Consider the following 26333-nt stretch of genomic DNA (forward strand, 5'->3'; position numbering starts at 1 on the left):
CGGCAACTTCGCCGTTGCCCGGTCACGTCGTACTCGACCAGGTCCGTGACTTCGTCGCGCGATTCTCCGCGTTCCCGCACGAGCACTGCGCACCGATGCTCGCGCTCTGGTACGCCCACACCTGGGTCGCCGACGCCTTCTACAGCACACCCCGACTCATCCTGTCCTCACCCGAACCCGGATCGGGAAAGACGCGCGTGCTGGAGATCGCGCAACACCTGACCAGGGAACCGGAGATGACCGCAGGCGGTTCGGCTGCCTCGCTCGTGCGCATGGTCGCGGCCGGACCGATCACCATCCTGATGGACGAGGTAGACACCATCTTCGGCACGGGCGGAGCGGGCAACGAAGAGGTCCGACAGATGCTCAACCTCGGCTACAAACGAACCGCCACCGTGCCCAAGACCAAGGGCGACCCGGCAACCGGATTCACGGTGGAACGCCTTCCGATCTTCGCACCCACCGCCTTGGCCGGACTCGCCGGAAGGATGCCCGACACCATCACCACCCGCGCCATCACGATCCACCTGCGCCGCCGCCGTCATGACGAGCACGTGGAGCCTTACCGGGAAGCGAAGGTCATCCGGCAGGTCGATCCGATCCGTGAAGCGCTGAGCACCTGGGCCACCAGCATCGGGGAACGGCTGGTCGAAGCGGAACCCGACATGCCGCCCGGTGTGGATGACCGACCGGCCGAAATCTGGGAACCGCTACTGGCCATTGCCGAGGAAGCGGGCGGACACTGGCCGACCACCGCGCGTGCCGCGTGCAGTCACTTCGTGTTCGGCCAGAAGACCACCCCGTCACTCGGTGTCCGACTGCTGGCCGATCTCCGCGCACTGTTCACCGCCGAACGCACCGACCGGATGCACAGCGCCGAAATCGTGGCACGTCTCCGCGCGATCGACGACGCCCCGTGGTCCGACGTGAACGGAAAACCGCTCGACGCGCAACGACTCGCGAAGGAACTGAGCGTCTACCACGTCGCTCCGATGACGTTCAAGCACAACAACACCAACGCCAAGGGCTACGTCATCCACCCCACCAACACCCAGGTCGAGCAAGTGGGCTTGGCGGACGCCTGGGCTCGATACCTGCCAGCCGCCGACAACCGATCCGACGAGGGGGAGCGGTGAACGACACAACCACGGGTACGGGATTGGCCAAGTATCTCTACCGGGTGCCGGAAGCAATGAAGCTGCTGTCCCTCAGCCGCAGCACCTTTTACGAGCAGATGCGGGCCGGACGGATCAAGTTCGTCAAGCAGGGCAGCGCCACGCTCATCCCGTCGTCCGCGATCCGGGCCTACGTCGCGCTGTTGGAGCAGGAATCGGGGGTGCAGTATGGCGAAACGGCGTAGTCGCGGGGATGGTGGCCTGCACTGGGACGAGAAGCGGCAACGGTGGATCGCCACCGCCACCATCGGGTACAACGCCAAGGGCAAGCGGATCACCCGCAAGGCCAGCGGCAAGACCAAGACCGAAGCCAAGGACAAGCTCAAGGAAATCCTGCGCGACCTGGACGACGGGTTGGCCATCACGCCGCACGGCTACACCGTCAAGGATGCCGTCACCACGTGGTTGGACTACGGGTTGCGCGGACGCGATCCGGAAACGGTGAAGAACTACCGCTATCAGGCCGAAGGGCACATCATCCCGAACTTGGGAGCCCGGAAGCTACGCGAATTGACCGCCGACGATGTGGACGAGTTCTTGGCCGAACTGTCGTTGACGCTGTCCACGCGGACGCTGCGACTGGTGTACTCGATCCTCAACCGGTCGGTACGGATGGCGCAGGCGCGAGACAAGGTCAAGCGCAACGTGGTGCCGCTGTGCGAGGTACCGACCGGGCAGGCCGGACGTCCGTCGAAAGCGCTCACGCTCGACCAGGTGGCCACGGTGCTGGACGCGTCGGAGAACACGCCGCTGTACGCCTACGTGGTGCTGTCCCTGCTCATCGGCGCGCGCACCGAGGAACTGCGCGCGTTGACGTGGGGACACGTGGACCTTGAGGGCAAGCCGAACGCCGATCCAGTCGTCTTGCCGTCCATCTCCGTGTGGCGGTCGGTTCGCCAGGACGGCGACACCAAGACCCGCAAGTCACGGCGGACGCTGGCCATGCCGACGCGGTGCGTGGACGCGCTCAAGGCGCACCGCGTCTACCAGGAGGCCCGGCGCGAACTGGCAGGCAAGCGCTGGCAGGAACACGGACTGGTGTTCGCCTCGCAGGTCGGGACCGAGCTGGACTCCCACAACGTCCGGCGCGCGTTCCGGCGGGTGGTCAAGGCCGCTGGGCTCAACCCGAAGGACTGGACGCCTCGGGAGATGCGGCACAGCTTCGTGTCCGTCCTGTCCGCGTCCGGCGTGCGACTGGAGGACATCGCGCGCCTGGTGGGCCACAGCGGCACGGCCGTCACCGAAGCGGTCTACCGGCACCAGATCGTGCCCGTGATGGTCGAGGGGGCGACCGCGATGGACCGGATCTTCCCCAAGGCCAGTTAGACCGTAGTCGCTCAGTTAGACACTCACCCGCCGCGTGAGACGACAGCAAGATCAAACCGAAGATCGAACCTCTGAACGGAAAGAGCCCGCTGACCAGGTGTTTCACCTGAATCAGCGGGCTCTTTCGGCCGTCGGGACGACAGGATTTGAACCTGCGACCCCTTGACCCCCAGTCAAGTGCGCTACCAAACTGCGCCACGTCCCGGCCGCATCCCGTTGTGGGGTGCGCGGATAGCTTAGCGCACTCGCAACAGGCCCCCGACACGGCCCCCCGGGTTGGGAGATCACGGCGTCTACCTGCGAATATGGCAGGGGCCCGCAGGTGGCGGGCCCCTGGTCCCCTCGGTCGTGACCGGATCCCCCCGGGTCAGGCCTCGGGGGTAACTATGCGTTCGCCGGGTTTCGTGCACTACCGCCGAAAGTCGAGTCATCTGTGTCAACTTTCGACGGACCCGCCGGTAGGGTCGCGTCGACGGTGAAGCCGCCGTCGGGGTTTGCGGTGGCGGTCAGGGTGCCGCCGGCTTGGGCCACGCGTTCCCTCAGGCCGTGGAGGCCGTGGCCGCCTTGGTCGGGCGGTGGGGTGGTGGTGGGTCGGCTGTTGGTGATCGTCACGCGCAGCCTTCCGTCCTGTTTCGACAGTCGCACGTGGACGGTGGAGTCGCGGGCGTGTTTGGTGACGTTGGTCAGGGCTTCCTGGACTACGCGGTACGCGGCTCGGCCGGTGGCGGGTGGTGGTGGTGGGGTTCCGCTTTGGTCTTCGTAGTGGACGGTCAGGCCGGCTGATCTCGCTCGGTCGACCAGGGACGGGAGGCCTTCGAAACCCGGGGTCGGCTCGGTGTTGAGCAGGCCGAGGGCCGCGCGCATCTCCGCTAGGGCTTCCTTGGCCAACGCGCGCAGGCGCAGCGCGGTGTCGCGGGTCCTGGCGTCCTCGGTGGTGGCGGCCAGCGCGGCCGACTCCACGGCGATGAGGGTGGCGTGATGGCCCACCGCGTCGTGGATCTCGCGGGCGATTCGGGCACGTTCCGCGGCACGCGCGCCGTCCTCACGCGCCTCCACCTCGGCCGTCCTCGCCCGGGACGCTTCGGCGAGGCTCGCGGTCAGTTCGCGTCTCGTCGTGATCAAAGCGCCGAGCGCGGCGGGGGCACCGGCCATGAACAGGCTGAACGCGAACGTCAGCAGCGCGGCACCCGGCGCCAGGCCCTGGCTGACGACCACCAGCGTGGACGGCAGCGCGGTCGCCAGCGCGACCCACGTGATCATCACCGGCACGGTGCACTTGCGGCCCACCCGGTACAGCGCGACGACGGTCGGTGGCCAGCCCAGGCCGCCGATCAGGCCCGGCAGGCACACCAGCGCGGCGATCGAGGGCCGCCAGCGGCGCACCGGCAGCAGCGCGCACGCCGCCAGTGCCGTCGGGATCGACCACGAGTACGGGACGTGGTCGGCCAGCAGGACCATCGCGGCGGGCACCACGACGGCCAGGAGCTCCAGGAAGATCACCACGTGCCCACCTGGTGCGCGACGAGGGCCGCTTGGACGCGGTTCTCCACGCCGAGCTTGGTGAGCACCGTGGACACGTAGCTCTTCACCGTCGCCTCGCTGAGGCCGAGGGACGCGGCGATGGCGCTGTTCGGCTGACCGCCGGCCAGCAGTTCGAGCACTTGGCGTTCCCGCGCGCTCAGGCCGTCGAGCTGCGGGCTGCGCCGCAACCGGGCGGCACGCATCTTCGGCAGCAGCCGGGCGGTGATGCGCGGGTCGAGGACGGCTCCCCCGGCGGCCAGGTCGAGCACGGCGCGCACCAGGGCGTCGGGCTCGGCGTCCTTGAGCAGGAAGCCCTGGGCGCCGAGCTCCAACGCCGTGGCCACGTAGTCGTCCAGGTCGAACGTCGTCAGCACGGCCAGTGCGGGCGGGTCGGGCCAGGCCAGCACCGCCCGCAGCGCGGACAGCCCGTCCATGCCGGGCATCTGCACGTCGACCAGCGCCACGTCCGGCCGGAACCGGCGGACGACCTCCAGCAGGCCGGCGCCGTCCGCGGCTTCCGCCACGACCTCGACCCGGCCGTCCGCTTCGAGCAGCACCTTCAGCCCTCGACGGAGCAGCGCTTCGTCGTCGGCGAGGACCAATCGCACCGGCACGACGCCAGGCAACCGCATTCCGCCTGCCGGAGCAACCGGTCACGACGAACCGGGGTCACTTCTTCGGGCGCTTCTCCCGCACCCGCACCGAGATGCGCACCGGGCTGCCCTGGAAGCCGAACTCCTCACGCAGCTTGCGTTCGATGAACCGCCGGTAGCCCGCCTCCAGGAAACCGGTCGTGAACAGCACGAACGTCGGCGGTCGGGTACTGGCCTGGGTGGCGAACAGCACCTTCGGCTGCTTGCCGCTGCGCACCGGCGGCGGGGTGGCGGCGATCAGGTCGGTCAGCCACGAGTTCAGCTGACCGGTCGACACGCGGGTGTCCCACGACTTCAGCGCCGTCCGCAGCGCGGGCGCGAGCTTGCGCACCGCACGTCCCGTCAACGCCGAGATGTTCACCTTCTCGGCCCACGGCACCCGGACCAGCCCGCGCTCCAGCTCGCGCACCATCGCGTGGCGCCGGTCCTCGTCCACGAGGTCCCACTTGTTGAACGCCAGCACGCACGCCCGCCCGGAGTCCACGACCATGGTCAGCACCCGCAGGTCCTGCTCGCTGATCGGCTCGGACGCGTCCAGCAGCACGATCGCGACCTCGGCGGACTCGATCGCGGCCTTGGTGCGCAGCGACGCGTAGTACTCCGCGCCGGACGCGAAGTTGACCCGCTTGCGCAGGCCGGCGGTGTCGACGAACCGCCACAGCTCGTCGTCCAGCTCGACCAGTGAGTCGACCGGGTCGACGGTGGTGCCCGCGACGTCGTGCACGACCGACCGGTTCTCCCCGGTCAGGCGGTTGAGCAGGGACGACTTGCCGACGTTCGGCCGGCCGACCAGGGCAACCCGGCGCGGCCCGCCGCGCACCGCCTCGTAGGTCTCGCGGGGTGTCTCGGGCAGGGCCTTGAGGATCGCGTCGAGCATGTCGCCGGAACCGCGCCCGTGCAGGCCGGACACCGGGATCGGCTCGCCCAGGCCCAATGACCACAGGGACGCGACCTCGGACATCAGCCGCTCGTCGTCGACCTTGTTCGCGACCAGCAGCACGGGCCGCTTGGACCGGCGCAGCAGCTTGACCGCGGCCTCGTCGGTGGTGGTCGCGCCGACCGCGGCGTCGACCACGAACAGGATCGCGTCGGCGGTGGCCATGGCCAGTTCGGCCTGCGCGGCGACCGACGCCATCATGCCGGTGGCGTCGGGCTCCCAGCCGCCGGTGTCGACCACGGTGAACTTGCGGCCGTTCCACAGCGCGTCGTAGGCGACCCGGTCGCGGGTCACGCCCGGCACGTCCTGCACGACCGCTTCGCGGCGGCCGATGATGCGGTTGACCAGCGTCGACTTGCCGACGTTCGGCCGGCCGACGACGGCCAGCACGGGCATCGGCGGCGTGCCCGCCTCCTCGCCCTCCACCGTCTCGTCGAACGCGGTCCAGTCGGACTCGTCCGCCCAGGTGCCGTCCAAGTCCGTCACTTCACTTCTCCTCGCTGGCTGTCGAGCTCGGCCACCAGCGTGGCCAAGCGGTCGCGGACCTGCTCGGTGGCCTTCACGAGCGCCTGACGACCCCTGTCGTTCGGCAGCTCGAACGGCTCACCCACGAGCACGTCCACCACGGGCCGGAACCGCCGTCGGGTTCCGGCCGGGCGCAAGGTGCCCCGGCACGCGACGGGCACGACGACCGCGCCGGTCGAGCGGGCGAGCCACGCCGCGCCCGCCTGCGCCTCGGCCACGTCACCCGTGCCGCGGGTGCCCTCGGGGAACACCCCGACCACGCCACCGGCCCGCAGCACCCGCTGCGCGGCGAGCAGTGGCGCCCGGTCGGGCGCGCCGCGCCGCACGGCCAGTTGGCCGATCTTGCGCAGCAGCGTGCCCACCACGCCCTTGAACATCTCCTGCTTGATCAAGAAGACCACACGCCGGGGCAGGACGCCGAACAGGATCGGCCCGTCCGCCATCGAGCTGTGGTTGGCCACGACGACCACGGGGCCTTCGAGCGGGATGCGCGAGACGCCGCGCGCCCGGACGCGGAACCCCGCCCGGAGCGGTCCGCGCGAGATCCACCGGCCGACGTCGTGCAGCCAGGGCGCCGACCCCTCGGGGAGCTGGTCGGTCACCCGCGCACCCGTCCGCTCGGCTGGGCCAGCAGCCCGTGGGCGTCCACGAGTTCGAGCAACGCGGCCAGCGTGCCCGGCAGGTCGAGCGTGGTCGTGTCGAGCACGACCGCGTCCTCGGCGGCCCGCAACGGCGACACCGCCCGTGACGAGTCGTAGGCGTCGCGCCGCTGCACGTCGGCGAGCGTGGCGTCCAGCGTGGCCTTGCGGCCGGACGCGCTGTCCTGCTTGGCGCGGCGCTGGGCGCGGGCTTCGGCGTCGGCGGTCAGGTAGACCTTGAGCGGCGCGTCGGGCACGACGGCGGTGCCGATGTCCCGGCCTTCCACCACGATGCCACCCGCCTCGTCCAACGCCTCCGCGATGATCCGGCGCTGCTCGGCGACCAGCAGTTCGCGGACCGCGGGCACGGCCGACACCGGTGACACGGCCAGCGTCACCTCCGGGCCGCGGATCTCCGTCCCGACGTCGTCGCCGTCGAGGAAGGTGGTCGAGCGGTCCGGGTCGGTGCCCTGGACGACCAGTGCGCTGCCCGCGACCTCGGCGACCTTGGCCGCGTCGGCGAGGTCGACGCCCGCGCGCAGCACAGCGAGCGTGACCGCGCGGTACATCGCCCCGGTGTCGAGGTAGCGCGCGCCCAGAGTGGCCGCGAGGCGGCGGGCTGCGGAGGACTTGCCGGTGCCGGAGGGGCCGTCGAGGGCCACCACGCCACGCAGCTCACCGTGTCCCACGGGGTTTTCCTCCTCAACGCGACGACGGTCGTCAACCTCCAATTGTGCCTGGTGCGGCCCGTCACACCCGCATCAGGGCCAGTCTTCGCCCCCGTCGACGAGCAACTCCCGCCCGGTCACGGCGGCGCCGCCGGTCGGGCGGGAAAGATCACGGCCGCGCCCGCGTCTTCCGGCGTGATCAGGCGACGCTGCGGCGTGCGGGCCACGGCTTGGCGCAGCCGTCAGGCTCGGTACCGCGATCAGGCTCGGCAGCACCACGTCGACCATGACACCGGACGGGGTTGACCGTGACGCCGGACAGGCCGATGTCCTGGGCGGGTCCGCGCGCTGTACCAGGCGGCCGTGGCCGTGCCTCTGACCCCGCGTGTCATCGATGCGCCACGCTGCGCAGGGGTCCTCGCCAAGGGGACCCCTGCTTTTATCCTGCCACGACGGTCTGACGGTGTGGGCGCTCGCGAGGTCGGCTGTGGACTACTCGCGAACGGGTCGGGAGGCTGTGGACTACTCGGCGGCGTCCGGTTGACGGCGAGCCCGGTCGACTGCGTCGGCGGAGGCGTTGTCGCCCTCGGCGCGCAACCCGGCGACCACGCCGTCGACGTCGGCGGCGGGCCGGTTCTGGCTGAGCTTCCACTTGGCCTCGACCCTGGTGATGGCCACCTCGACCCCCACCACGGCGCGCAACTGGCCGTCGATGAACTTCCCCGGCGCGTCGTCCACCGCCCAGGGCCGCTCCCGACCGGCTTCGTGCTTCGCGGTCAACTCCCGCACCACCCGCCCGACCCAGTCGGGATCGTCGTGGAAGGTGACCTGCCCGTAGACGTGCGCGGTGATGTAGTTCCACGTCGGCACGACCCGCCCGTGCTCGGCCTTGCCCGCGTACCAGGACGGCGAGACGTAGGCGTCCGGCCCGCGCACGATGACCATCCCCTCCCCCACCACGGGAAGCCGCCACTGCTCGTTGTTGCGGGCCAGGTGCCCTCGCAGCACCCTGGCCTCGTCGTCGTGGACGAACGGCAGGAACGTGGCGACCAACCCCTGATCGGTTGCGGTGATCAGGTCGGCCGCGCCGTGCCGCCGGAGCAGGTCACGGACGGAGTCGTCGTCGGGCGCGAAATGAGCGGGCACGTACACGCCACCAGCGTGATCCTCGAAGTGGCATCAGAGAATGGCCACTCACAGTCAAACTGAGAGTGCCACTTGCACCCGTCGTCAGCCCAGGTCCGCGAGCAGCAGCCCGCTGCGCGGCTTCGGCGTGAAGTAGGTGCTCTTGCGCGGCATCCGACCACCCGCCTCGTGCACGGCCAGCACGTCCGCCAGCGGCACGGGCGCGATCAGCAGCACGGCGTCGACCCCCTCGGCGGGCAGGTCACCGGTCACCGGCCGCACGTGCGGGCTCTCCGGGTCCAGTCCGAGCGCCTTGTCCAACAGCACGGCCTCGACGAACGCGTGGTCCACGCCGGCCGACGGCAGCTCGACCCGCACTGCGGTCGACCCCGCCACCGCGACCACCACACCGGGTGACGGCCGGGTCGCGGCGCCCACCGGTGTCACGACCAGCCCGAGCGCACGCCACGCGGTCACCATGTCCGCCAACGACAGCCCGGAGCCGGCCACGGCGCGGTTGATCGGCCCGATCCGCAGGTCAGGGCCGGCCGTGACCAGCGCCAACAGGCCGGACAGCCCGGCCGATGCCGCTACCCGGTGGTTGCCGTCGGCCACCATCAGGGGGTGTTCGCCGGCGGCGGAGAGCAGAGCGTCCTGGCGAGAGCCCGGACCCACGAGCCACAGCCAGTGCCGCCGCCCACCCGGATCGACCACGGACACCGCGGGCTCGTCGTCGACCTCCGCCACCAGCCGGGTCAACCGCACCTCGCGGGCCACCGGCACCAGCATCGCCGCACTGGTCACGCAGCCCAGGCCGGACAGCACACGCGCCCGTTCGGCGACCACGTCGGGGTACACCTCCTCGGTGTGCCCGACCGCCGCCGGGTCGACCAGGCACAGCAGCCCGTACGCGGTGCCGTCCGGGCCGTCCACCCGGTACGGCGCGACGACGTCCCGCACCTCGCGGTAGGCGTTGCGGCGCAGGTGGGCGAGTTCGGCGACGGCGTGCGGCAGGGCGTCGAGCAGCGACGACCCGGCGGCCAGCGCGGCGGGTGTGCGGTGCGGGTGCTGCACGGCGAGCAACGTGCCGGGACGGGCGCGGGCCAGGGCGGCGACGATCCGCTCCGGCTCGGCGAACTCGTCCACGTCCGGTCCGGGCACCCGGTCGCGGACCACCCATCCCCGGCTGATCGCCCGAACACGTGTACTCACTCGTCTAGGATCACATGGTGTGAACGTCGAGGTGACGCCGCTTCCGGGGATCGGCACCCGTCAGGACTTCATGATCCGCGCGGGCCGACGGATCGGGGTGATCACCCACCGTGACGGCAAGTTCGAGCTGATCGTCTCGTCCCTGGACGACCCCGACGATTGCACGGCGTCGATAGCCCTCACGGCCGCCGAGGCGAGCACGCTGGCCGGGCTGCTCGGCTCGCCGCAGCTGGTCGCGCACCTGCAGGAGCAGCAGCGCGAGGTCGCGGGCATCTCCACCAAGCAGTTCCCGATCCCGCCCGGCTCCCGGTTCGACGGCAGCCCGCTGGCCGAGACGGAGCTGCGCACCCGCACCGGCGCGTCCATCGTGGCCGTCGTGCGCGCGGGTTCGGTGCACCCGTCGCCGCGCCCGGACTTCGTCTTCGCGGGCGGCGACCTCGTCGTCGTGGTCGGCACGGCGGACGGCCTGAGCGCCGCGGCCGAGTTGCTGGGCGGTGGCTGAGCACCTTGCACAGCACCGCAGTCGCACTGATCCAACTCGGCGCGGTTTTCTTCGGGCTGGGCCTGCTCGGCAAGATGGCGTGGCGGGTCGGCATCTCCCCCATCCCGCTCTACCTGATCGGCGGCCTGGCCTTCGGGCAGGGCGGCCTGGTGCCGCTGCACGGCATCGAGGACTTCACGCACCTGTCCAGCGAGATCGGCGTCATCCTCCTGCTGCTCCTGCTCGGCCTGGAGTACTCGGCCGCCGAGCTGATGACCGGGCTCAAGCGGTCGTGGACCGCGGGTCTGATGGACATCGTGCTGAACGCGACGCCGGGCGTGCTCGCGGCGTTGATCCTGGGCTGGGGCCCGGTGGGCGCGCTGGCGATGGGCGGCGTCACCTACATCTCGTCGTCCGGGATCATCGCCAAGGTGCTCGGTGACCTGGGCCGGCTGGGCAACCGGGAGACACCGGTGGTGCTGTCGGTGCTGGTGTTCGAGGACCTGGCGATGGCGGTCTACCTGCCGATCCTGACCGCCGTGCTGGCGGGCGTGAGCTTCCTCGGCGGGTTGAGCGCGGTGGGCATCTCGCTGGCCGCCATCACCGTGGTCCTGGTCATCGCGCTGAAGTTCGGCCGGTACGTGTCGGCGGTGGTGGACAGCCCCGACCCGGAGGTGTTCCTGCTCAAGGTGCTGGGCGCGGCGCTGCTGGTCGCGGGCGTGGCGTCGCAGCTGCAGGTGTCGGCGGCGGTGGGCGCGTTCCTGCTGGGCATCGCGATCTCCGGGTCGACGGCGGAGAACGCGACCCGGATGCTGGAGCCGTTGCGCGACCTGTTCGCGGCGATGTTCTTCGTGGTGTTCGGCCTGAACACCGATCCGGCGTCGATCCCGCCGGTGCTGGGGCTGGCGGTGGCGCTGGCCGCGGTGACGACGGCGACGAAGGTGGCCACCGGGTGGTGGGCCGCGCGGCGGCAGGGCATCGGGCGGATGGGCCGGGCCCGGGCGGGCGCGGCGCTGGTGGCGCGCGGCGAGTTCTCGATCGTGATCGCGTCGCTGACGGTGGCGTCCGGCGCGGTGGACGGTGAGCTGGCGGCGCTGGCGACGGCCTACGTGCTGTTGATGGCGGTCCTGGGACCGGTCGCGGCACGCGTGGTGGAGCCGTTGGCCAAGAAGTTCACCCGAAAGCGTGGTAGCGCTCCGGCAACCGCCTGACCTGTATCTCTTCCGGTCCCGACGGCTCCACTACGGCATACGACCACGTTCGCGCCGACGGCCAACACTTCCGGTCGATTGAGCACGCGCGTGCGTTCGCGTTACACCTGACTGCCGTCCCACCCCGAAGGGGGTCGTCAATGTCACAGCCAACGGACGTCGAGACCACTGGTCGCTACCTCGTGCTCCTCGACGACAAGTCGGTCGCGGCCGGTGCGCGGGAGATGAACCGGGTCGCCGGGATCAGCGCCGCGAGCACCGCGGACTCCGCGACCAGAGCGGAGCTCGCCGCGGCCGACGGCGTCATCTTCCAAGACCTCGGCGTGGCCGTCGTCAACGCGACGCCGGACCAGGTCCAGCAGCTCACCCGGGCCGCCGAGGCGCCGGGCCCGATCTCCGTGGTCGAGGCCGAACGCGTCGTGCACGCCTACACCGCGCCACCGGACACCGACGAGGCCGCCGCGGTGGACGAGTCCGTGTTCACCTGGGGCCTGCAGGCCGTGGGCGCGAACATCAGCTCGGCCACCGGCAAGGGCGTGCGCGTCGCCGTGCTCGACACCGGTTTCACGGTCGCGCACCCGGACTTCGCGGGCCGCGCCGTGATCACGCAGTCGTTCATCAAGGGTGAGACGGTGGACGACGCGCACGGCCACGGCACGCACTGCATCGGTTCCGCGGCGGGTCCGCGCCAGGCCGCCAGCGGCGGGCCGGGCTACGGGGTCGCGTTCGAGGCGGAGATCTACGCGGGCAAGGTGCTGTCGAACCAGGGCAGCGGCACCGACAGCGGCATCCTGGCCGGTATCGAGTGGGCCATCGCCAACGGCTGCGCGGTCGTCTCGATGTCGCTGGGCGCGGCCGTGCGGCCGGGCACGCCGCACTCGCAGATCTTCGAGCAGGCCGCCACGCGCGCGATGGCGAAGGGCACGTTGATCATCGCGGCGGCGGGCAACGAGAGCAACCGGCCGGGCAAGGTCGCGCCGGTCGGCCACCCGGCGAACTGCCCGTCGATCCTCTCGGTGGGCGCGGTGGACGTGAAGCGCGCCATCGCGTTCTTCTCCTGCGGGACGGTGGACACCGTCGGCCAGGTCGACATCGTCGGTCCCGGCGTGGACGTCTACTCCAGCTGGAACTCCGAGGACGGTGGCCTGGGCATGCACAAGCGCATCCAGGGCACCAGCATGGCGACGCCGCACGTGGCGGGCGTCGCGGCGCTCCTCGCGGAGGAGCACAACGCGCGCGGGTGGGAGCTGTGGGCGAGGCTGGCGCAGACCGCTCGTCGGCTGGGCTTGCCTTCCACCGATGTGGGTGCAGGATTGGTGCAAGCTCCCTGAGGCCTGACGGAGGCGCCCGTGGACAAGGTCGTGGTCTCGGTCGCCGACGGCAGCCTGGCCGACCTGCCCACCGTCGTGGCGGCGCTGTGTGACGCCGGGATGGTGGTGGAGGACGTGCTGGAGGGGTTGGGCGTGGTCACCGGGTCGGTCGCCCCGGGAGTGGGCGACCTGCTCGGTGCCGTGCCCGGCGTCTCGCACGTCGAAGTGGACCGCACGGTGCGGTTGCCGCCCGAGGTCTGACCTGTTGGCGTCACCCGTTCGACGGACCGAGGTTTGACTTGGCCACCTCGGGTAACCGGTTGCTTGAGACGAACCGGTCGTCCGAGGAGGTCGAAGACGATGAAAGCCCTGCTCGCCGCGCAGACGGTGCAGGCTCAAGGCATCGGTGACGCCACCGGTGACGCCCTGCGCTCCGTGGTGACCTTCGTGCCGAAGCTCGTCGGGTTCCTCGTCGTGCTGCTGATCGGGTGGATCGTCGCCCGGTTGCTGCGCACGGCGGTGAACAAAGTGCTGGAACGCGTCCACTTCGACCGCGCCGTGCAGCGCGGTGGGATCGGTGACGCGCTGGCGCGGTCGAAATTCGACGCCTCGGGTCTCGTCGCGCAGATCGTGTACTACGCGGTGCTGCTGATCGCGTTGCAGATCGCGTTCGGCGTGTTCGGGCCGAACCCGGTGAGCGCGCTGCTGACCGACATCGTGGCCTGGCTGCCGCGGGCGATCGTCGCGATCATCATCATCGTGGTCGCCGCCGCCATCGCGCGTGCCGTGCAGGACATCACCTCGCGTGCGCTCGGCGGCCTGTCCTACGGTCCGACGCTCGGCAAGATCGCCGCTTGGTTCATCATCGCGCTCGGCGTGATCGCGGCGCTGAACCAGATCGGCGTCGCCACCACCGTCACCACCCCGATCCTGATCACCATCCTGGCGACCGTCGGCGGTATCGCCGTCGTGGGCGTGGGCGGTGGCCTGATCAAGCCCATGCAGCAGCGCTGGGAGGGTTGGTTGACGAAGGCGGAGAACGAGGCGCCGCAGGCCAAGGCGCAGGCCGAGGCCTACCAGCGCGGCCGTGAGGACGTGCAGCGGACCGCGACGGCGACGCAGGGCGTTTCGCCTGCCGAGCAGACGACCAGGATCACCGAGACGCCGGCCCACGCGTCCAGCATGCCGACCCCGCCGGTGGGCCAGCCTGCCCCGCCGACCCGTCCGGTCCAGCCGCACCCGGGCCAGTACCCGCCGGGTGAGCAGCGCTGACCACGATCGCTGCGCAGGGGTCCCCGCCAGGGGACCCCTGCTTTTATTCTGCCGGCGGGCACTGACGAGAACGAGCCGCCGGCGCCAGCATGTGGATAACTCGCCGGCGCGGGGCCTCGGGGGTAAGAGCGTCGTCGCCGGAGGTGGTCAGGCGAGGACTTGCCCTTGAATGCCCGCTAACCCTCGAGAGCCGGTTCGTCACGTCGGGCCAGGTGGCAGACGGCGACGAGTCTCAGCGTCAGCCAGTCCGCGCTCGCCCAGTCCACGATCGCGGGCAGTTCCCAGCCTTGCGCCTTGGCCTCGTCCAGCACGCCCTTGGCGTACCCGGCCAGCAACACCGCGCCCGCCGCCACCGCCGCCGCAGGCACGCCGAACGCGAGGATGTCGCGCACCGCCGCACCGTGCTGGTCGATCGCCGCCAGCACCCCGGGCGCCAGGACGCCAGGCGCCAGCACCGCCGCAATACCGAGTTCGTCGCTCAACCGGTCCAAGAACCGGCGAGCGGAGAAGTCCCTCCAACCGCTCACAAGGCCGACACCCTACGCTGTGCGGGGCAATCGACCCACCATCGAACACGTGTTCTATGATCACGCCGGGTCGAGCCGGATGCGCAGAGAGGACGACGAGAACGTGCAGGCGGACACGCTCGTGGAGCAGGAAGAGACGGTGGACGCCGAGGCGCCCGCCGCACCCGTGCAGCAGGAGGTCGCACCCGTGGCACAGGCAGAGCAGGCCGCAGCAGCCGAGGCCAAGCCCGTGGAGGCCGAGGCCAAGCCCGCGAAGCGGCCCAAGTCGACGGCCAAGAAGACCCGCACGGTCGAGCTGACGCTGACCGTCACCGGGACCGCCGACGGCGAGTGGCAGGCGGACCTGGTGCACGGCACCAAGCGTGTCGTGCAGGGTCTCCCGATCTCGGCCGCGGCGGTGTCGCGGGCGGCCAAGGAGCTGCACGACGACATCGCGGGCGGCATCGACGAGGTCATCGAAGCGGCCCGCGCCCAGCACCGCACGCGGATGGAGGAGCTGGAGGCCGAGCTCGCGAAGGTCAAGGCCGCGCTGGCCGAGCTGAGCGACTGAACCACCGGAGCGGGGGGCCGTCGTGCACGATCACGGCGGCGCCCGTTCCGCGACGCGTCCCGGTGACGGGCCGTGTCACCAGCCACGATCCCGAGCGGGTAGGCGCGTCAGCTTTCCGGGCCGAGAACGACCGCCATGCGCTGGAGAAGGTAACCCGCGCACCACCGCGCCTCGGTGTCCTTCGGGTCGACGGCTTCCTTGGCCAACTTGGTCGCGAGCCGCCGGGGTTCCGGCGCGCCGGCGGGGTCGTCCGCGACCGCCAGGGCGACCTCCCAGGCGCACTGAGTCAGCCGGGACACTTCCGACGCCAGGCACAGCCGCCGCACGACATCGTCGGTCTCCAGCACGCTGACCACGACGTCGGCGTTCTCCCTGCCCGGCAGGGAACCCAGGATGCTGACCGCGTTGGCCCGCAGCGTCGACGTCTTCCCGCTGACGGCCCATCGCCGGAAATGCCCGACCGCACTCGGCCCCAGCACGGGAGCCACGGCCGCGTCGATGGAACTGGACGTCGGTCCCTGAGCGAAGATGTCCGGATCGCCGCTCTCCACGGCCTCCTGAACGTGCCGCAAGTGTTCGGGGCTTTCGATCTTCCGCAGTCTCGGGTGGTTGATGTCCGCTCGATACACGCCGACCCCTAATGCTCGTTCGTACGCGTCGGCACCAGGATCCCGGAACTACGCCGGTTGGCCGGGGCGTTCACCCTCAGCTGATCGACGCACGCGCCGGAGCCCTCCCCGGGGAAACGGTGAGGGCTCCGGCGATTCAGCGTGACGGGTCCAGGATGAGTTTTCCGGTGGTTCGGCGGGAGCGCAGGTCTTCATGTGCCCGGCGGACCTCGGACAGGCCGTACTCGCCGCCCGGGACGGCGCGCAGGTCGCCCGACAGGACCAGGTCGAACAGCTCGCCCATCGCCCGGTGCACGACGCGGCCCGGCAGCTTGAACGCGTGGGGCAGCCACATGCCCGCGATCGCCTTCGACCCGACCAGGAGCTTGCCCGGCGCGACCGGTGTCGGTTGTTCGCGGCTCGCCATTCCGTAGAACGCCAGCCGGCCGAACGGGGCGAGGGCGGCGATGCTCTGGTCGGTCACCGCGCCACCCGTCATGTCCAGGACGATGTCGACGCGACGTCCGCCGTTGGCCTCGCGCAGCACCTCGGTCATGTTCTCGGCGGTCGAGTCGACGGCGACGTCGGCACCCAGGTCGAGCGCGAGCTTGCGCTTGTCCTCGCTGCTCGCGGTGGCGATGACGCGGCCGGCGCCCCACTTCTTCGCCAGCTGCACGGCCAGCGAACCGACCCCGCCGGCGGCGGCGTGGACGACGACGCTCTCGCCGGGCTCCAGATGGGCACTGCGACGAAGCAGCAGCCAAGCCGTCGTACCCTGCACGACCAGGCTCAACGCGGTCAGGTCGTCCACGCCGTCCGGCACGTCGAACGCGGTCGCCTCGGGCACCACGGCCTTCTCCGCGTACCCGCCGAAGTTGGTCAGGCCGACCACGCGCCGGTCACCGGCCGTGCCGACGACCTCGCCGCCGGGCACCAGGGGCAGCTCCATCTTCGACAGGTAGGAGTTCTCGGCCTGGTGGGTGTCGGCGTAGTTGAGGCCCGCACGGCTGACCTCGACGAGCAGTTCGCCCGGCTTCGCGACGGGATCGGGCAGCTCGACCTCGGTGAGGACCTCGGGTCCGCCGAACTCGGTGATCTGGATGGCGCGCACGGGTGTCAGTTCTCCTCGGTGATCAGCGGGTCGTGGTCGAGCTTGACGCGTTCGCCGGTGGCGGTGCGCGGGCCGGGCGGGTTGGGGAAGGTGAACGGCGCGCTGGGGCGGCCGGACTGCACGAACCAGCATTCCCCCGGTTTGCCGTCGCGCAACACGGAGACGAACGCGTCGACCACGTCGTCCACGCTCATCACCGGCATCCCCGCCGACTCCAGAGCCGACTTGATGTCGGTGATGATCGAGGTGTCGGCGAACGACGGGCAGACGGCGTTGACGGTGATGCCGTCCGCGGCGGCCACCGGGCCGAGGCCGCGGACCAGGCCGACGACGGCGGCCTTGTTCGCGCCGTAGAGGGGGTCCATGGGCATCGCCATCAGGCCTGCCATGCTCGCGGTGGCGACGATGTGCCCGCCGCCGCGCTTGCGCAGCTCGGGCAGCGCCGCGTGCACGCCGTACACGACACCGTCGAGGTTGATGCCCATGACCGTGCGGTACCGCTCCACGTCGAAGTCGTCACCCAGCCCGAACCCGGTGGCGATGCCCGCGTTCAGCACGGCGATGTCGAGGCCGCCGAACCGCTCCACCGCCGTCGCGACCGCCGCCTCGCTGTGCCGCGGATCCCGCACGTCGCAGTGCGCGAACACGCCACCCACCTCGTCGGCCACGGCTTTGCCGCGCACGTCGTCCACGTCGGCGACGACGACGGACGCGCCCGCGGCGGCCAGTCGGCGCGCCACCCCCGCGCCGATGCCGTTCGCGGCCCCGGTGACCAGTGCGACCTTGCCCGAGAACTCCACCGCGCCTCCTGAACTTTCCGCGCCGGCGTGCCGGCGGACATTCCGACCAGTCGGTATGGTTCTCCTGACTCGCCCTGGCGTCAAGGCGACGTCGCCAGGTACGTTACTAAGCGGTTGCTTAGGCCCGCAGATCAAGGAGGATTGACCGTGGCCGAGACGGACGCACGGGTGGCCATCGTCACCGGTGCCGCACGTGGCATCGGCGCCGCCGTTGCCACGCGGCTCGCGCAGGACGGCATGGCCGTCGCGCTGCTCGACCTCAGCGAGGACAGCTGCGCGGAGGCCATGGAGAAGATCAAGGCCTCCGGCGGGACCGCGATCGCGGTGGGTGTCGACGTCAGCGACAGCGCGGCGGTCGACGCGGCCGTCCAGCGGGTCGCCGACGAACTCGGCGCACCGACCGTCCTGGTCAACAACGCGGGCATCCTGCGGGACAACCTGCTGTTCAAGATGACCGACGACGACTGGGACGCGGTGATCAACGTCCACCTGCGCGGGTCGTTCCTGATGAGCCGCGCGGTGCAGAAGTTCCAGACGGCGGCCAAGTGGGGCCGGATCGTCAACCTGTCCAGCACGTCCGCGCTGGGCAACCGCGGTCAGGCGAACTACTCGGCGGCCAAGGCGGGCCTGCAGGGGTTCACCAAGACGCTGGCGATCGAGCTGGGCAAGTTCGGCGTGACGGTGAACGCGATCGCGCCGGGGTTCATCGCGACCGAGATGACCGCCGCGACGGCGGCCCGCGTCGGCGTCGACTTCGAGGAGTTCAAGAAGGGCGCGGCGGCAGCGATCCCGGTGCAGCGCGTCGGCACGCCCGAGGACATCGCGCACACGGCGTCGTTCCTGGTCAGCGAGGGTGCCGGGTTCGTGTCCGGTCAGGTCGTCTACGTCGCCGGCGGACCGAAGGACTGACGATGCGGGTATTCGCGAACCTCGACGAGCTGGCCGCCGCGAAGGGCGAGCACCTCGGCCACGGCGAGTGGCACGAGATCACGCAGGCCGAGATCAACCTGTTCGCCGACGCCACCGGCGACCACCAGTGGATCCACGTGGACCTGGAGAAGGCCGCCGCCGGGCCGTTCGGCGCGCCGGTCGCGCACGGCTACCTGACGTTGTCGCTGATCCCGCTGCTGGTCCGGGACATCTACACGGTGCAGGGGCTGGCGATGGGCGTGAACTACGGGCTGAACAAGGTGCGCTTCCCGAGCCCGGTGACCGTCGGCTCGCGGGTCCGGGCCGGCGCCGAGCTGGCCGAGGTCACGGACGTGGCGCAGGGCAAGCAGGCCGTGGTGAGGGTGACCGTCGAGATCGAGGGCAACCCGAAGCCCGCGTGCGTGGCGGAGACCGTCGTGCTGCTGGTCCCGGCCGCCTGACCCCGACAGACCCGACGGGCACGGCACTCCCCCGACGAGTGCCGTGCCCGTCGTCTTCGCGGAGGGTCAGGACGTGACGAGCGTGGGCTCGCCGACCTCCAGCCCACCGCCGTAGCTGTCCTTGACGTGACCAGGCACCGTCCACTGCTTGCCTTCGTCCTCGAACGTGCAGGTGAACGTCGTACCTTCCCGGATGGCGACGTATCCCGGGCAGGGCGCGTTGTTCGGGCCACCGCTCCAGCCGCTGACCCCCCAGCCGGGGTAGCGGTCCCGCGCGAGGTCGTACACCGCGGAGGACAGCTCCATGCGGTCGAACGTCCGCAGGTTGTCCACCCGCACAGTCGCGTTGCCCGAGACCACGACGACCGCCACGACCACGGCACAGACCGCGGTCACCACGGCCGACGCGGCCGTCACTGCGCGCAAGAGCATCTGCATGGGGACTCTCTAGCCGACGCTGACGGCCGCCACGTGCGCTTTCGCCGGATTGTGGCGCGAACGATCAGCCCTGTGCCTCGCGGGCGACGCGTTCCAGCTTCGCGCGGTAGTTCTGCCAGTCCACCGAGGGCAGGTTGTCGTTGTCGGGGCGCAGGCCGGCGGCGCCGTCGACCAGCTCGCGGACGATGTCGGCGTGACCCGCGTGCCGGTTGGTCTCCGCGATCATGTGGATCAGGATCAGGTGCAGGGTGACCGACCTGCGCTCCTCCGACCACCACAGCACGGTGCCCGACGCGTCCAGGTCCAGCGCCTCGATCGTGTCGTCCGCGTGGGCGCACGCACGGCGGTAGAGGTCGGCGATGTCCTCACAGGACTCCTCGGCCGTCGCCCACATGTCCGCGTTGGGCTCGGCGTCCTCGCCCATCCACTCGAACCGCTCGGGGAACGGGCGGCCGAACGTGTCGGCGAAGTAGGCGATCTCCATCGCGGCCAGGTGCTTGACCAGGCCCAGCAGGTTCGTGCCGGTCGGCGTCAACGGGCGGCGCACGTCGTAGGGCGACAAGCCCTCCAGCTTCCACAGCAGCGCCTCGCGCGCCGTCCGCAGGTAGCGGTGCAGGTCGGACTTCACGGGGAATCCTCCGGAACAGGACGCAGGGACGCCAGCAGCAGGTCCGCGAAGTGGCGCCCGACCTGCTTGGCCGACAACGGCCCGTCCGCGCTGTACCACTGGCCCAGGTGGTGCACCGTGCCGAAGAAGTAGTGCACGGTCAGGTCCGCGGGCACGTCGGTCCGGAACACGCCCGAGGCCTGCCCCTCCTCGATCAGCGACCGGAAGCGCTCGTGGTAGCGCCGCCGTTCCGCGCGCATCTCCCGCCGCTTGTCCTCGGCCAGGTGGTCGGCCGACCGGAAGTACACCTTGGCCTGGTCGAAGTTGTCCACCGACGTGACCACCACGTCCACCGCCGCCGCGTGCAGCCGCTCGGCCACCGGCGCGGACCCGGACGCGAAGTGGTCCAGGCGCTCGGTCTGCATCCGCAGCAGGCTGCCGTAGATCTCGTGCAGCAGGTCGTCCTTGGACCCGAAGTAGTGGTACATGGCGCCCTTGGTGACGCCCGCGAGGTCCACGATGTCCTGCACCGCGACCCGGTCGAAGCCCTTGGCGGCGAACAACCGCGTCGCGGCGTCGATCAGCCGTTCCGGTACCGATGCCATGGGCCAAGCATCGCACGCCCGATCACTGGAACATCGCGATCGGCAGGATGACGAGCTCCCGGGTGTCCTCCTGCCACGACTGCACCTTGCCCAGGCAATGGACGTTGAAGGTCCCTCCGGGCACCGAGTCGCCCAGCAGCCAGCGGTCGCCGCACTCCAGCCGCACTTGTGGACCGTCCTCGTCCGGGTCGCCGACCGGGGCGAGGAACACCGTCGTGCCGTTGCTCTGGGACGTCATCCGGCACACGCCCTCCAGCCACACGTACCGGGTGACCCGCCGGAGCCTGAGCGGGCCGGTCGCCGTCCCCCACGAGGCCAGCAGCCGCTCGAGAGCCGTGTTCCGCAGCACGGTGCGCTCGTTCAGGTCCACGTACAGGACGTCATCCCTGTTCTCCAGGCCCTTGACCAGGTCGCCGACCAGGTCGACCGGCTGGAAGACCTCCTCGGAGACCCTGGTCTCCTCCCGGGTGGAGGTCAGGGCGCCGTCGCCGAGCCCCGGAATGGCGATCTTGCCGTCCTGGGTGAGCGTCGCCCGGGAGGTGACGTTGGCCGGGAACCGCGGGATGCCGATCAACGCGATGATGCTCGACACCATCTCACCGTCGACGTAGACGGGCGGGCCCGGTGTCGGTGACAGAACGGACTTGCGCGCGGCGCGCCAGGCGAGCACCGCCACCGCGACCGCCGCGACGAGCGCCAGGACGGTCACGATCCACACGAGCAGCCACGGCCACCACACCGACCACCACAGTTCCCTACCGACAGCCACGGATCTCCTTCACCGCCTCCAGCAGCGACCCGGTGGTGGCGTCCACCACCCGCCCGCCGGTCGCGCGCGCCACCCGGTCCAGTTCCACCGGGTCGGCCTCGCCGAACCGGATCGCGTACGTGCGCGCGGGCGGGTCCGGCCAGTTGGCCAGGAACTCGTCCGCGCTCATCCCCGCGTTGTTCTCGCCGTCGGTCATCAACACCACCGTGCCGTCGCCGACGGTCCGGTAGGCGTGGTCGAGCGCCGACCAGATCGCGGTGCCGTCGTCGGCCAACTCGGCCGACGCCAACGCGCCGGCCAGCACTTCGAGGTCCGCTGCCTGTCGCACCACGACGGTGCGTTCCTCCATCACGGTTCCCGCGAACCGCACGAGGACGACCGTCTCCCCCACCCGGAACCGGTCGAACCCGCCCGCACGGCCCAGCGTCGCGAACGCCTCCCGCAGGCCGGCGATCCGCGGGCCCGCCATGGACGTCGAGTGGTCGAGCACGAACACCACCCGGCCCGGCTCACCGGCCCGGTCGTAGGCGGCCAGCAGGCTGTTCAAGACCTCCTGCGTGCCGGGGAAGTACAGCGCGGTGCCGAGGGGCTCGCGCAACTCCTCGGTCCGCTGGACCTGGGGGTCCACGGGCCGGCGCGAGGTCCGTTCCATGATGGCCCGTTGCGCGGACGGCGAGCGCAGCCACTCGACGGCCCGGTCGTACGCGGCCCGCTTGTCCGGCTTGAGCAGCATCAACGGGTAGTCGGACAGCACGATGCCGTCCTTCGGGTACACGACCTCCAACGGCTCGCGGAGCCGCCCGGACGCGTTCAGCGACAACACGGTCGACTCGTACGCGACCACGGCGTCCACGTCGTCCTGCCGCCGCACGTACTCGTCGCCGACCTCGGCCGCGCCGGACGCGCCGAACGCCTGGCCGGTGAGGAAGCCCTGGAGCTTGTCGCAGGTGACGTCCTCGGGCCGCAGCGCCGCACCGGTGCCCGCCGCGGCCGTCGCCACGCCGATCAACGCCGCCATCCCGCTGCCGGACACCCGCGGGTCGGCCAGGCCGAACCGCAGCTCCCCCGCCGCCGCACGGCTCGCGACGTCGGCCCACGAGGCGCCGCGCAACGCCTCCGCCTTGCCCGCCTTCACGCCCAGCACGAGCGGCGAGAGCATCGTGGGGGTGGACAGCGGCAGGTCCACGCCCTTCAGCGCCAGGTACCGGTTCGTGGACAGCCACGCCAGGTCGTGGTCCGCGCCGCCCGCCGCCAGCTCCTCGGCGGCCCGGATGGTGCCCCTGCGGTCGAGCTTCAGCTCCACCCCGGTGTCCCGGCGCAGGTCGGCCAGCAACGGCTCCAGGTCCGCCAGTTCGGAACTGGCCAGCACGGTCAGCGCGGCCGGTTCGGGCGTGCCGGTGGTGCAGCCGCCGAGGACCGCCGCGGCCACCAGGAGCAGGACGGGCAACCTCATATCGGCACCCGGATTTCTGGGCAGTCGCCGACCTCCCTGATCATGGCCTCCAGGTTGTCCGGCCTGGGCAGCAGACCTTCCGTGCTGCTCAAAGCGGGCTCCGGCAGACCGCGTTCCTTCAACAGGTGGGGCAGGGCGGTCGGGTCCTTGTTGTCCAGCCGGAACCCCAGTTCCAGGGCACGTCGGCGCAGACCGGGGTCGTCGCGCACCAGGTCGCCGACCAGCTCCCCGGCCGGGCTGAACGCGATGAGCCGCGGCTCGGTGCGGTGGTGCGCGTCGGGGTAGAGCAGCACCCGGTCGGTGTCGGGCGCACCGGTCCGCGCCACCGCGGTGAACTGGTGCGCGATGTACTGGTGCTCGTACATGACGCCGACCGGGGCGCTGGTGCGGCCGTCGGGGTGGAAGAACGAAGTGCCGATGCCGGAGCCGTGCAGGCCCTCGATCTCGAACACCGGCTTGATCCTCTCCGCCACCTCCGGCGCGCTGCGCTCGTTGGGCGGGACGGAGTTGTTGGCCGCGAACGCGACCAGCCCGAGCCAGGCCGAGCCGGAGTAGGAGTCGCACGGGTTCGGGGTCTGCGCGACGACCTGGTTGCGGTTGTCGACGCGCGAGTCCACCTGCGCCCAGGTCTTCGTCGGCTCACCGTTCCCGGGGAGGGACAGCTCGTTGACGAAGATGTCCAGCTTGAGGGTGTAGTAGAGGCCGAGATTCTTCTCGTCGTCCTGCTTCACCGCCGCGCCGGCACGCACCAGGGCTTCCGCGTACTCCCTGAACGCGCCCAGCACGAGGGGGCTCGCGAACGGGTAGTAGGCGCGACCGCCGAACCGCTCGTGGATCAACTCGGCCGAGGCCTGACCGGACGGCATCACGAAGTCGAACTCGTGAACCCGGTCCTGCCGGTCTCTGATGAGCTGCCGCGAGCCGCCCGAGTCGGTGACCTGCACGTCGATGCCGCGGGACATCAGGATCCGGCGGACCTCGGGATCCTGGAAGTACACGATCTTGGACGCCATCATGGCGCGCACCACCGTGATGCCCCGGAACGGCAGCGCGATCGTGCCGGACGTGAGCATCGCGATCACACCGGCGAGCGCGACCGCCACCGATACGCCAAACGGCAGCAGATAGCGCTTGCGCAGGTAGATCGCTCGGGTCTTCGGCCTGCGAATGGCGAAGGTCGGCTCTGCGGTGGAACGGTTCGCGACCACGGAACTCCCCCGTGCGGACGGCGATCTCCCCTCCTCACCAGGCTAGATCGCCGCGCCGCCGCGGTGGGTCACAAATCGGGAATTCCACCCGCGGACGATCAGCCGCCGATCGTCACGCCGCCGTCCACCACGAACGTCTGGCCGGTGGTGTAGCCGCCCGCCGCCGACGCCAGGAACACGACCGCCGCCGCCAGCTCCTCGGGGTCGCCCACCCGGCCCATCGGCAGCTTCGCGATGTGCGCTTCGAGGTAGCCCTCGGGGTACTGGTCGGTCATCTCGGAGGCGAAGTAGCCGGGGGCGATCGCGTTGACCCGGATGCCCTTGCGGCCGGTCCACTGCTGCGCCAGGTCGCGGGTCAGGCCGATCACGCCCGCCTTCGACGCCGAGTACGCGGCCTGCGGCAGCCCGCCGGAGACCAGGCCGAGCACGCTGGAGATGTTGATGATCGACCCGCCGCCGGTCATCACGGCCGCCGCCGCCTGCGCCATCCAGTACGTGCCGTTGAGGTTGACGTCCATGACGCCGAGGAACTGCTCGGGCGTCTCCCGGGACGCGGGCACGGCCGACGCCACACCGGCGTTGTTCACCAGCACGTGAACCGGGCCGAACTCCGCCGCCGCACGGGCCACCTCACGGCAGTCGTCCGGCTGCGCCACGTCCGCCTGCACGATCAGCGCGCGCCGACCGGTGCTCTCCACCAGCCGCGCGGTGTCCTTGAGCCGTTCCACCCGCCGTGCGGCGAGCACCACGTCCGCACCGGCCTCGGCGAGGCCCTTGGCGAACGCCACGCCCAAGCCGGACGACGCGCCGGTGACGATCGCGACCTGCCCGTCCAGCCGGAACTTGTCCAGGATTCCCATTCAGCTCAACCTCTCCAGGATGATCGCCATGCCCTGACCGCCGCCGACGCACATGGTCTCCAGGCCGAACTGCGCGTCACGGGCGCGCATCCCGTTGATCAGGGTGGTCATGATGCGGGCGCCGGTGGAGCCGAACGGGTGGCCGAGGGCGATCGCGCCGCCGTGCACGTTCAGCTTGTCCATGTCGATGCCGAGCGCGCGCTGGCTGCCCAGCACCTGCACCGCGAACGCCTCGTTGATCTCGACCAGGTCGATGTCGCCGATGGTGAGGTTCGCGTGCGCCAGCGCCTGCTTGGTGGCATCGACCGGGCCGAGGCCCATGATCTCCGGCGAGAGGCCGGACACGCCGGTGGACACGATGCGCGCCAACGGGGTCAGGCCCAGTTCCTTCGCCCTGGTGTCGCTCATGACGACCACGGCCGCCGCGCCGTCGTTGAGGGGGCAGCAGTTGCCGGGCGTGACGGTCCCTTGTGGACGGAACGACGGGTTGAGCGCCGACACGGCGTCGTAGGTGACGCCCTTGCGCGGGCCGTCGTCGGTGGAGACGACCGTGCCGTCCGGGAGGGTGACCGGGGTGATCTCGCGGGCGAAGAAGCCGTCCGCGATGGCCTTCTCGGCGAGGTTGTGCGAGCGGACGCCGAACTCGTCCTGGTCGCGGCGGCTGATGCCGAGCACCGTGGCGACGTTCTCGGCGGTCTGGCCCATCGCGATGTAGTAGTCCGGCAGCAGGCCGTCCTCGCGCGGGTCGTGCCACGGCTCGTTGGTCTCGGCGGTGCGCTGGGTGCGTTCGCGCGCGGCGTCGAACAGCGGGTTGAAGTGCGGGTCACCGTGCCGGTAGCGGGAAACGCACTCCACGCCGGCACTGACGAACGCGTGGCCCTCGCCGGCCTTGATGGCGTGGAACGCCATCCGCGCGGTCTGCACCGACGAGGCGCAGAACCGGTTGACCGTGGTACCGGGCAGGGTGTCCAGGCCGAGCTGCACGGCGATGCGGCGGGCCACGTTCTGGCCGTGCTCGTCCTGCGGCTCGGCACAACCCAGGTGCAGGTCGGTGATCTCGCCGCGGTCCAGTTCCGGCACCTGGTCCAGCGCGGCGGCGACGACCTGCGCGGCCAGGTCGTCCGGGCGCAGGTCGACCAGGGAACCCTTGCGCGCCCGACCGATCGGGGAACGCGAGGTGGCGACGATGACAGCCTCGGGCATGGCGGTGTCTCCTGCGGTCTAGTAGCGTGTCGCTGCTTAGTTGTGATGCCAGTGGCTGGGAGGCTGTTGTCCGGCAGGGCCGTTCCCTGCCGGACAAGGACTGGTGTGATGGTGTCGCAGTTGAAGCGGCCGGTCAGGTTGTCGGCGCGGGATCGTGAAGAGTTGATCCG

30 protein-coding genes and 1 tRNA gene are annotated in these 26333 nt (G+C 70.8%); 11 read left to right on the top strand and 20 right to left on the bottom strand.

What is annotated here, in order from left to right; all coding sequences use genetic code 11:
* Positions 1 to 95 precede the first annotated feature (95 nt).
* Genes A6A25_RS31520 through A6A25_RS31530 form a run of 3 tightly spaced genes read left to right on the top strand, consistent with a single transcriptional unit; the run spans position 96 to position 2501 of the window.
* Positions 96 to 1136, top strand: coding sequence for a DUF3631 domain-containing protein (locus tag A6A25_RS31520; RefSeq protein ID WP_241829012.1), 1041 nt, complete (start codon positions 96 to 98; stop codon positions 1134 to 1136).
* On the top strand, positions 1133 to 1360 hold the full coding sequence (locus A6A25_RS31525) for a helix-turn-helix domain-containing protein (protein ID WP_241829013.1): 228 nt from the start codon (positions 1133 to 1135) through the stop codon (positions 1358 to 1360). Before A6A25_RS31520 ends, A6A25_RS31525 begins: the two co-directional genes overlap by 4 nt.
* Positions 1344 to 2501, top strand: a complete 1158-nt coding sequence (locus A6A25_RS31530; protein WP_073896434.1) for a site-specific integrase — start codon at positions 1344 to 1346, stop codon at positions 2499 to 2501. The genes A6A25_RS31525 and A6A25_RS31530 overlap by 17 nt, the downstream gene beginning before the upstream one ends.
* 131 nt (positions 2502 to 2632) lie before the next feature.
* On the opposite strand, the gene A6A25_RS31535 is transcribed toward A6A25_RS31530, so the two are convergent.
* The 8 genes from A6A25_RS31535 to A6A25_RS31570 form a co-directional block, all read right to left on the bottom strand.
* Positions 2633 to 2706: transfer RNA gene (locus A6A25_RS31535), tRNA-Pro, on the bottom strand.
* 179 nt (positions 2707 to 2885) lie between these two features.
* Complete coding sequence (locus A6A25_RS31540) at positions 2886 to 4004, bottom strand: sensor histidine kinase (RefSeq protein WP_241829014.1); 1119 nt, start codon at positions 4002 to 4004, stop codon at positions 2886 to 2888.
* Positions 3998 to 4654, bottom strand: coding sequence for a response regulator (locus A6A25_RS31545; protein WP_073896435.1), 657 nt, complete (start codon positions 4652 to 4654; stop codon positions 3998 to 4000). Before A6A25_RS31545 ends, A6A25_RS31540 begins: the two co-directional genes overlap by 7 nt.
* A 37-nt stretch (positions 4655 to 4691) precedes the next feature.
* Positions 4692 to 6098 (bottom strand): ribosome biogenesis GTPase Der, encoded by a 1407-nt coding sequence (gene der, locus A6A25_RS31550; protein ID WP_073896436.1) that lies wholly within the window; start codon positions 6096 to 6098, stop codon positions 4692 to 4694.
* Entirely contained in the window at positions 6095 to 6739 is a 645-nt protein-coding gene (locus A6A25_RS31555; RefSeq protein WP_073896437.1) for a lysophospholipid acyltransferase family protein, read from the bottom strand. The genes der and A6A25_RS31555 overlap by 4 nt, the downstream gene beginning before the upstream one ends.
* A complete protein-coding gene (gene cmk / locus A6A25_RS31560; protein ID WP_073896439.1) occupies positions 6736 to 7464 on the bottom strand; it encodes a (d)CMP kinase in 729 nt (242 codons plus the stop codon). The genes A6A25_RS31555 and cmk overlap by 4 nt, the downstream gene beginning before the upstream one ends.
* Positions 7465 to 7965: 501 nt before the next feature.
* Positions 7966 to 8595 (bottom strand): FMN-binding negative transcriptional regulator, encoded by a 630-nt coding sequence (locus A6A25_RS31565; RefSeq protein ID WP_073896440.1) that lies wholly within the window; start codon positions 8593 to 8595, stop codon positions 7966 to 7968.
* Positions 8596 to 8673: 78 nt separating this feature from the next.
* A complete protein-coding gene (locus A6A25_RS31570; protein WP_073896442.1) occupies positions 8674 to 9780 on the bottom strand; it encodes a DUF1015 family protein in 1107 nt (368 codons plus the stop codon).
* A gap of 19 nt (positions 9781 to 9799) precedes the next feature.
* On the opposite strand from A6A25_RS31570, the gene A6A25_RS31575 reads away from it, so the two are divergent.
* From A6A25_RS31575 to A6A25_RS31595, 5 genes are all read left to right on the top strand, one after another.
* Entirely contained in the window at positions 9800 to 10282 is a 483-nt protein-coding gene (locus A6A25_RS31575; protein ID WP_073896443.1) for a cation:proton antiporter regulatory subunit, read from the top strand.
* A gap of 5 nt (positions 10283 to 10287) precedes the next feature.
* Complete coding sequence (locus A6A25_RS31580) at positions 10288 to 11472, top strand: cation:proton antiporter (protein WP_073896445.1); 1185 nt, start codon at positions 10288 to 10290, stop codon at positions 11470 to 11472.
* A 140-nt stretch (positions 11473 to 11612) separates the two neighbouring features.
* Positions 11613 to 12803 carry a S8 family serine peptidase gene (locus tag A6A25_RS31585; protein ID WP_073896446.1) on the top strand — a complete coding sequence of 397 codons (1191 nt, stop codon included), beginning with the start codon at positions 11613 to 11615 and terminating at the stop codon, positions 12801 to 12803.
* Positions 12804 to 12821: 18 nt separating this feature from the next.
* Positions 12822 to 13043 carry a hypothetical protein gene (locus tag A6A25_RS31590; RefSeq protein ID WP_073896448.1) on the top strand — a complete coding sequence of 74 codons (222 nt, stop codon included), beginning with the start codon at positions 12822 to 12824 and terminating at the stop codon, positions 13041 to 13043.
* Positions 13044 to 13142: 99 nt separating this feature from the next.
* The gene (locus A6A25_RS31595) at positions 13143 to 14054 is read left to right on the top strand and encodes a mechanosensitive ion channel family protein (RefSeq protein WP_083668834.1); all 912 of its coding nucleotides are present in this window, start codon (positions 13143 to 13145) and stop codon (positions 14052 to 14054) included.
* Positions 14055 to 14230: 176 nt separating this feature from the next.
* Here the strand turns inward: A6A25_RS31595 and A6A25_RS31600 are convergent, their stop codons facing one another.
* The gene (locus A6A25_RS31600; RefSeq protein ID WP_073896449.1) at positions 14231 to 14581 is read right to left on the bottom strand and encodes a DUF6401 family natural product biosynthesis protein; all 351 of its coding nucleotides are present in this window, start codon (positions 14579 to 14581) and stop codon (positions 14231 to 14233) included.
* A gap of 49 nt (positions 14582 to 14630) precedes the next feature.
* On the opposite strand from A6A25_RS31600, the gene A6A25_RS31605 reads away from it, so the two are divergent.
* The gene (locus tag A6A25_RS31605) at positions 14631 to 15131 is read left to right on the top strand and encodes a DUF6319 family protein (RefSeq protein ID WP_241829015.1); all 501 of its coding nucleotides are present in this window, start codon (positions 14631 to 14633) and stop codon (positions 15129 to 15131) included.
* 107 nt (positions 15132 to 15238) lie between these two features.
* Here the strand turns inward: A6A25_RS31605 and A6A25_RS31610 are convergent, their stop codons facing one another.
* The 3 genes from A6A25_RS31610 to A6A25_RS31620 all read right to left on the bottom strand — a co-directional run bounded on the left by A6A25_RS31610 (position 15239) and on the right by A6A25_RS31620 (position 17650).
* The gene (locus A6A25_RS31610; protein WP_158073851.1) at positions 15239 to 15682 is read right to left on the bottom strand and encodes a hypothetical protein; all 444 of its coding nucleotides are present in this window, start codon (positions 15680 to 15682) and stop codon (positions 15239 to 15241) included.
* Between the two features lie 214 nt (positions 15683 to 15896).
* The gene (locus A6A25_RS31615; protein WP_073896453.1) at positions 15897 to 16850 is read right to left on the bottom strand and encodes a quinone oxidoreductase family protein; all 954 of its coding nucleotides are present in this window, start codon (positions 16848 to 16850) and stop codon (positions 15897 to 15899) included.
* Positions 16851 to 16855: 5 nt separating this feature from the next.
* Entirely contained in the window at positions 16856 to 17650 is a 795-nt protein-coding gene (locus tag A6A25_RS31620; protein WP_073896455.1) for an SDR family oxidoreductase, read from the bottom strand.
* 147 nt (positions 17651 to 17797) lie between these two features.
* Between A6A25_RS31620 and fabG the strand changes: the two genes are divergently transcribed.
* Together fabG and A6A25_RS31630 are read left to right on the top strand one after the other, a co-directional pair.
* On the top strand, positions 17798 to 18559 hold the full coding sequence (gene fabG, locus A6A25_RS31625) for a 3-oxoacyl-ACP reductase FabG (RefSeq protein WP_073896490.1): 762 nt from the start codon (positions 17798 to 17800) through the stop codon (positions 18557 to 18559).
* 2 nt (positions 18560 to 18561) lie between these two features.
* Entirely contained in the window at positions 18562 to 19020 is a 459-nt protein-coding gene (locus A6A25_RS31630) for a MaoC family dehydratase (RefSeq protein WP_073896457.1), read from the top strand.
* Between the two features lie 66 nt (positions 19021 to 19086).
* On the opposite strand, the gene A6A25_RS31635 is transcribed toward A6A25_RS31630, so the two are convergent.
* The 8 genes from A6A25_RS31635 to A6A25_RS31670 all read right to left on the bottom strand — a co-directional run bounded on the left by A6A25_RS31635 (position 19087) and on the right by A6A25_RS31670 (position 26163).
* Positions 19087 to 19458 (bottom strand): DUF4333 domain-containing protein, encoded by a 372-nt coding sequence (locus A6A25_RS31635; protein WP_073896458.1) that lies wholly within the window; start codon positions 19456 to 19458, stop codon positions 19087 to 19089.
* Between the two features lie 64 nt (positions 19459 to 19522).
* Positions 19523 to 20086, bottom strand: coding sequence for a DinB family protein (locus A6A25_RS31640; protein ID WP_073896460.1), 564 nt, complete (start codon positions 20084 to 20086; stop codon positions 19523 to 19525).
* Positions 20083 to 20670: a TetR/AcrR family transcriptional regulator gene (locus A6A25_RS31645; protein ID WP_073896462.1), complete on the bottom strand. Its 588-nt coding sequence runs from the start codon at positions 20668 to 20670 to the stop codon at positions 20083 to 20085. Before A6A25_RS31645 ends, A6A25_RS31640 begins: the two co-directional genes overlap by 4 nt.
* Positions 20671 to 20692: 22 nt before the next feature.
* Positions 20693 to 21439: a hypothetical protein gene (locus A6A25_RS31650; RefSeq protein ID WP_073896464.1), complete on the bottom strand. Its 747-nt coding sequence runs from the start codon at positions 21437 to 21439 to the stop codon at positions 20693 to 20695.
* A complete protein-coding gene (locus tag A6A25_RS31655) occupies positions 21426 to 22892 on the bottom strand; it encodes a VWA domain-containing protein (protein WP_073896465.1) in 1467 nt (488 codons plus the stop codon). Before A6A25_RS31655 ends, A6A25_RS31650 begins: the two co-directional genes overlap by 14 nt.
* Entirely contained in the window at positions 22889 to 24100 is a 1212-nt protein-coding gene (locus tag A6A25_RS31660; RefSeq protein WP_083668836.1) for a hypothetical protein, read from the bottom strand. Before A6A25_RS31660 ends, A6A25_RS31655 begins: the two co-directional genes overlap by 4 nt.
* Positions 24101 to 24198: 98 nt before the next feature.
* Positions 24199 to 24960 carry an SDR family NAD(P)-dependent oxidoreductase gene (locus tag A6A25_RS31665; RefSeq protein WP_073896467.1) on the bottom strand — a complete coding sequence of 254 codons (762 nt, stop codon included), beginning with the start codon at positions 24958 to 24960 and terminating at the stop codon, positions 24199 to 24201.
* Entirely contained in the window at positions 24961 to 26163 is a 1203-nt protein-coding gene (locus A6A25_RS31670) for an acetyl-CoA C-acetyltransferase (RefSeq protein WP_073896468.1), read from the bottom strand.
* Positions 26164 to 26333 lie beyond the last annotated feature (170 nt).

The organism is Saccharothrix sp. CB00851 (assembly GCF_001905065.1).
In the GTDB taxonomy this organism is placed as follows: Bacteria; Actinomycetota; Actinomycetes; order Mycobacteriales; family Pseudonocardiaceae; genus Actinosynnema.

What these genes read in the sequence shown, in the direction of transcription:
- A6A25_RS31630 (WP_073896457.1), top strand. Translation starts at nt 18,562, where the DNA reads ATGCGGGTATTCGCGAACCTCGACGAGCTGGCCGCCGCGAAGGGCGAG.
- A6A25_RS31635 (WP_073896458.1), bottom strand. Translation starts at nt 19,458, where the DNA reads ATGCAGATGCTCTTGCGCGCAGTGACGGCCGCGTCGGCCGTGGTGACC.
- A6A25_RS31645 (WP_073896462.1), bottom strand. Translation starts at nt 20,670, where the DNA reads ATGGCATCGGTACCGGAACGGCTGATCGACGCCGCGACGCGGTTGTTC.
- A6A25_RS31665 (WP_073896467.1), bottom strand. Translation starts at nt 24,960, where the DNA reads ATGGGAATCCTGGACAAGTTCCGGCTGGACGGGCAGGTCGCGATCGTC.
- A6A25_RS31530 (WP_073896434.1), top strand. Translation starts at nt 1,344, where the DNA reads ATGGCGAAACGGCGTAGTCGCGGGGATGGTGGCCTGCACTGGGACGAG.
- A6A25_RS31595 (WP_083668834.1), top strand. Translation starts at nt 13,143, where the DNA reads ATGAAAGCCCTGCTCGCCGCGCAGACGGTGCAGGCTCAAGGCATCGGT.
- A6A25_RS31655 (WP_073896465.1), bottom strand. Translation starts at nt 22,892, where the DNA reads ATGAGGTTGCCCGTCCTGCTCCTGGTGGCCGCGGCGGTCCTCGGCGGC.
- A6A25_RS31520 (WP_241829012.1), top strand. Translation starts at nt 96, where the DNA reads ATGCTCGCGCTCTGGTACGCCCACACCTGGGTCGCCGACGCCTTCTAC.
- A6A25_RS31585 (WP_073896446.1), top strand. Translation starts at nt 11,613, where the DNA reads ATGTCACAGCCAACGGACGTCGAGACCACTGGTCGCTACCTCGTGCTC.
- A6A25_RS31670 (WP_073896468.1), bottom strand. Translation starts at nt 26,163, where the DNA reads ATGCCCGAGGCTGTCATCGTCGCCACCTCGCGTTCCCCGATCGGTCGG.
- A6A25_RS31545 (WP_073896435.1), bottom strand. Translation starts at nt 4,654, where the DNA reads ATGCGGTTGCCTGGCGTCGTGCCGGTGCGATTGGTCCTCGCCGACGAC.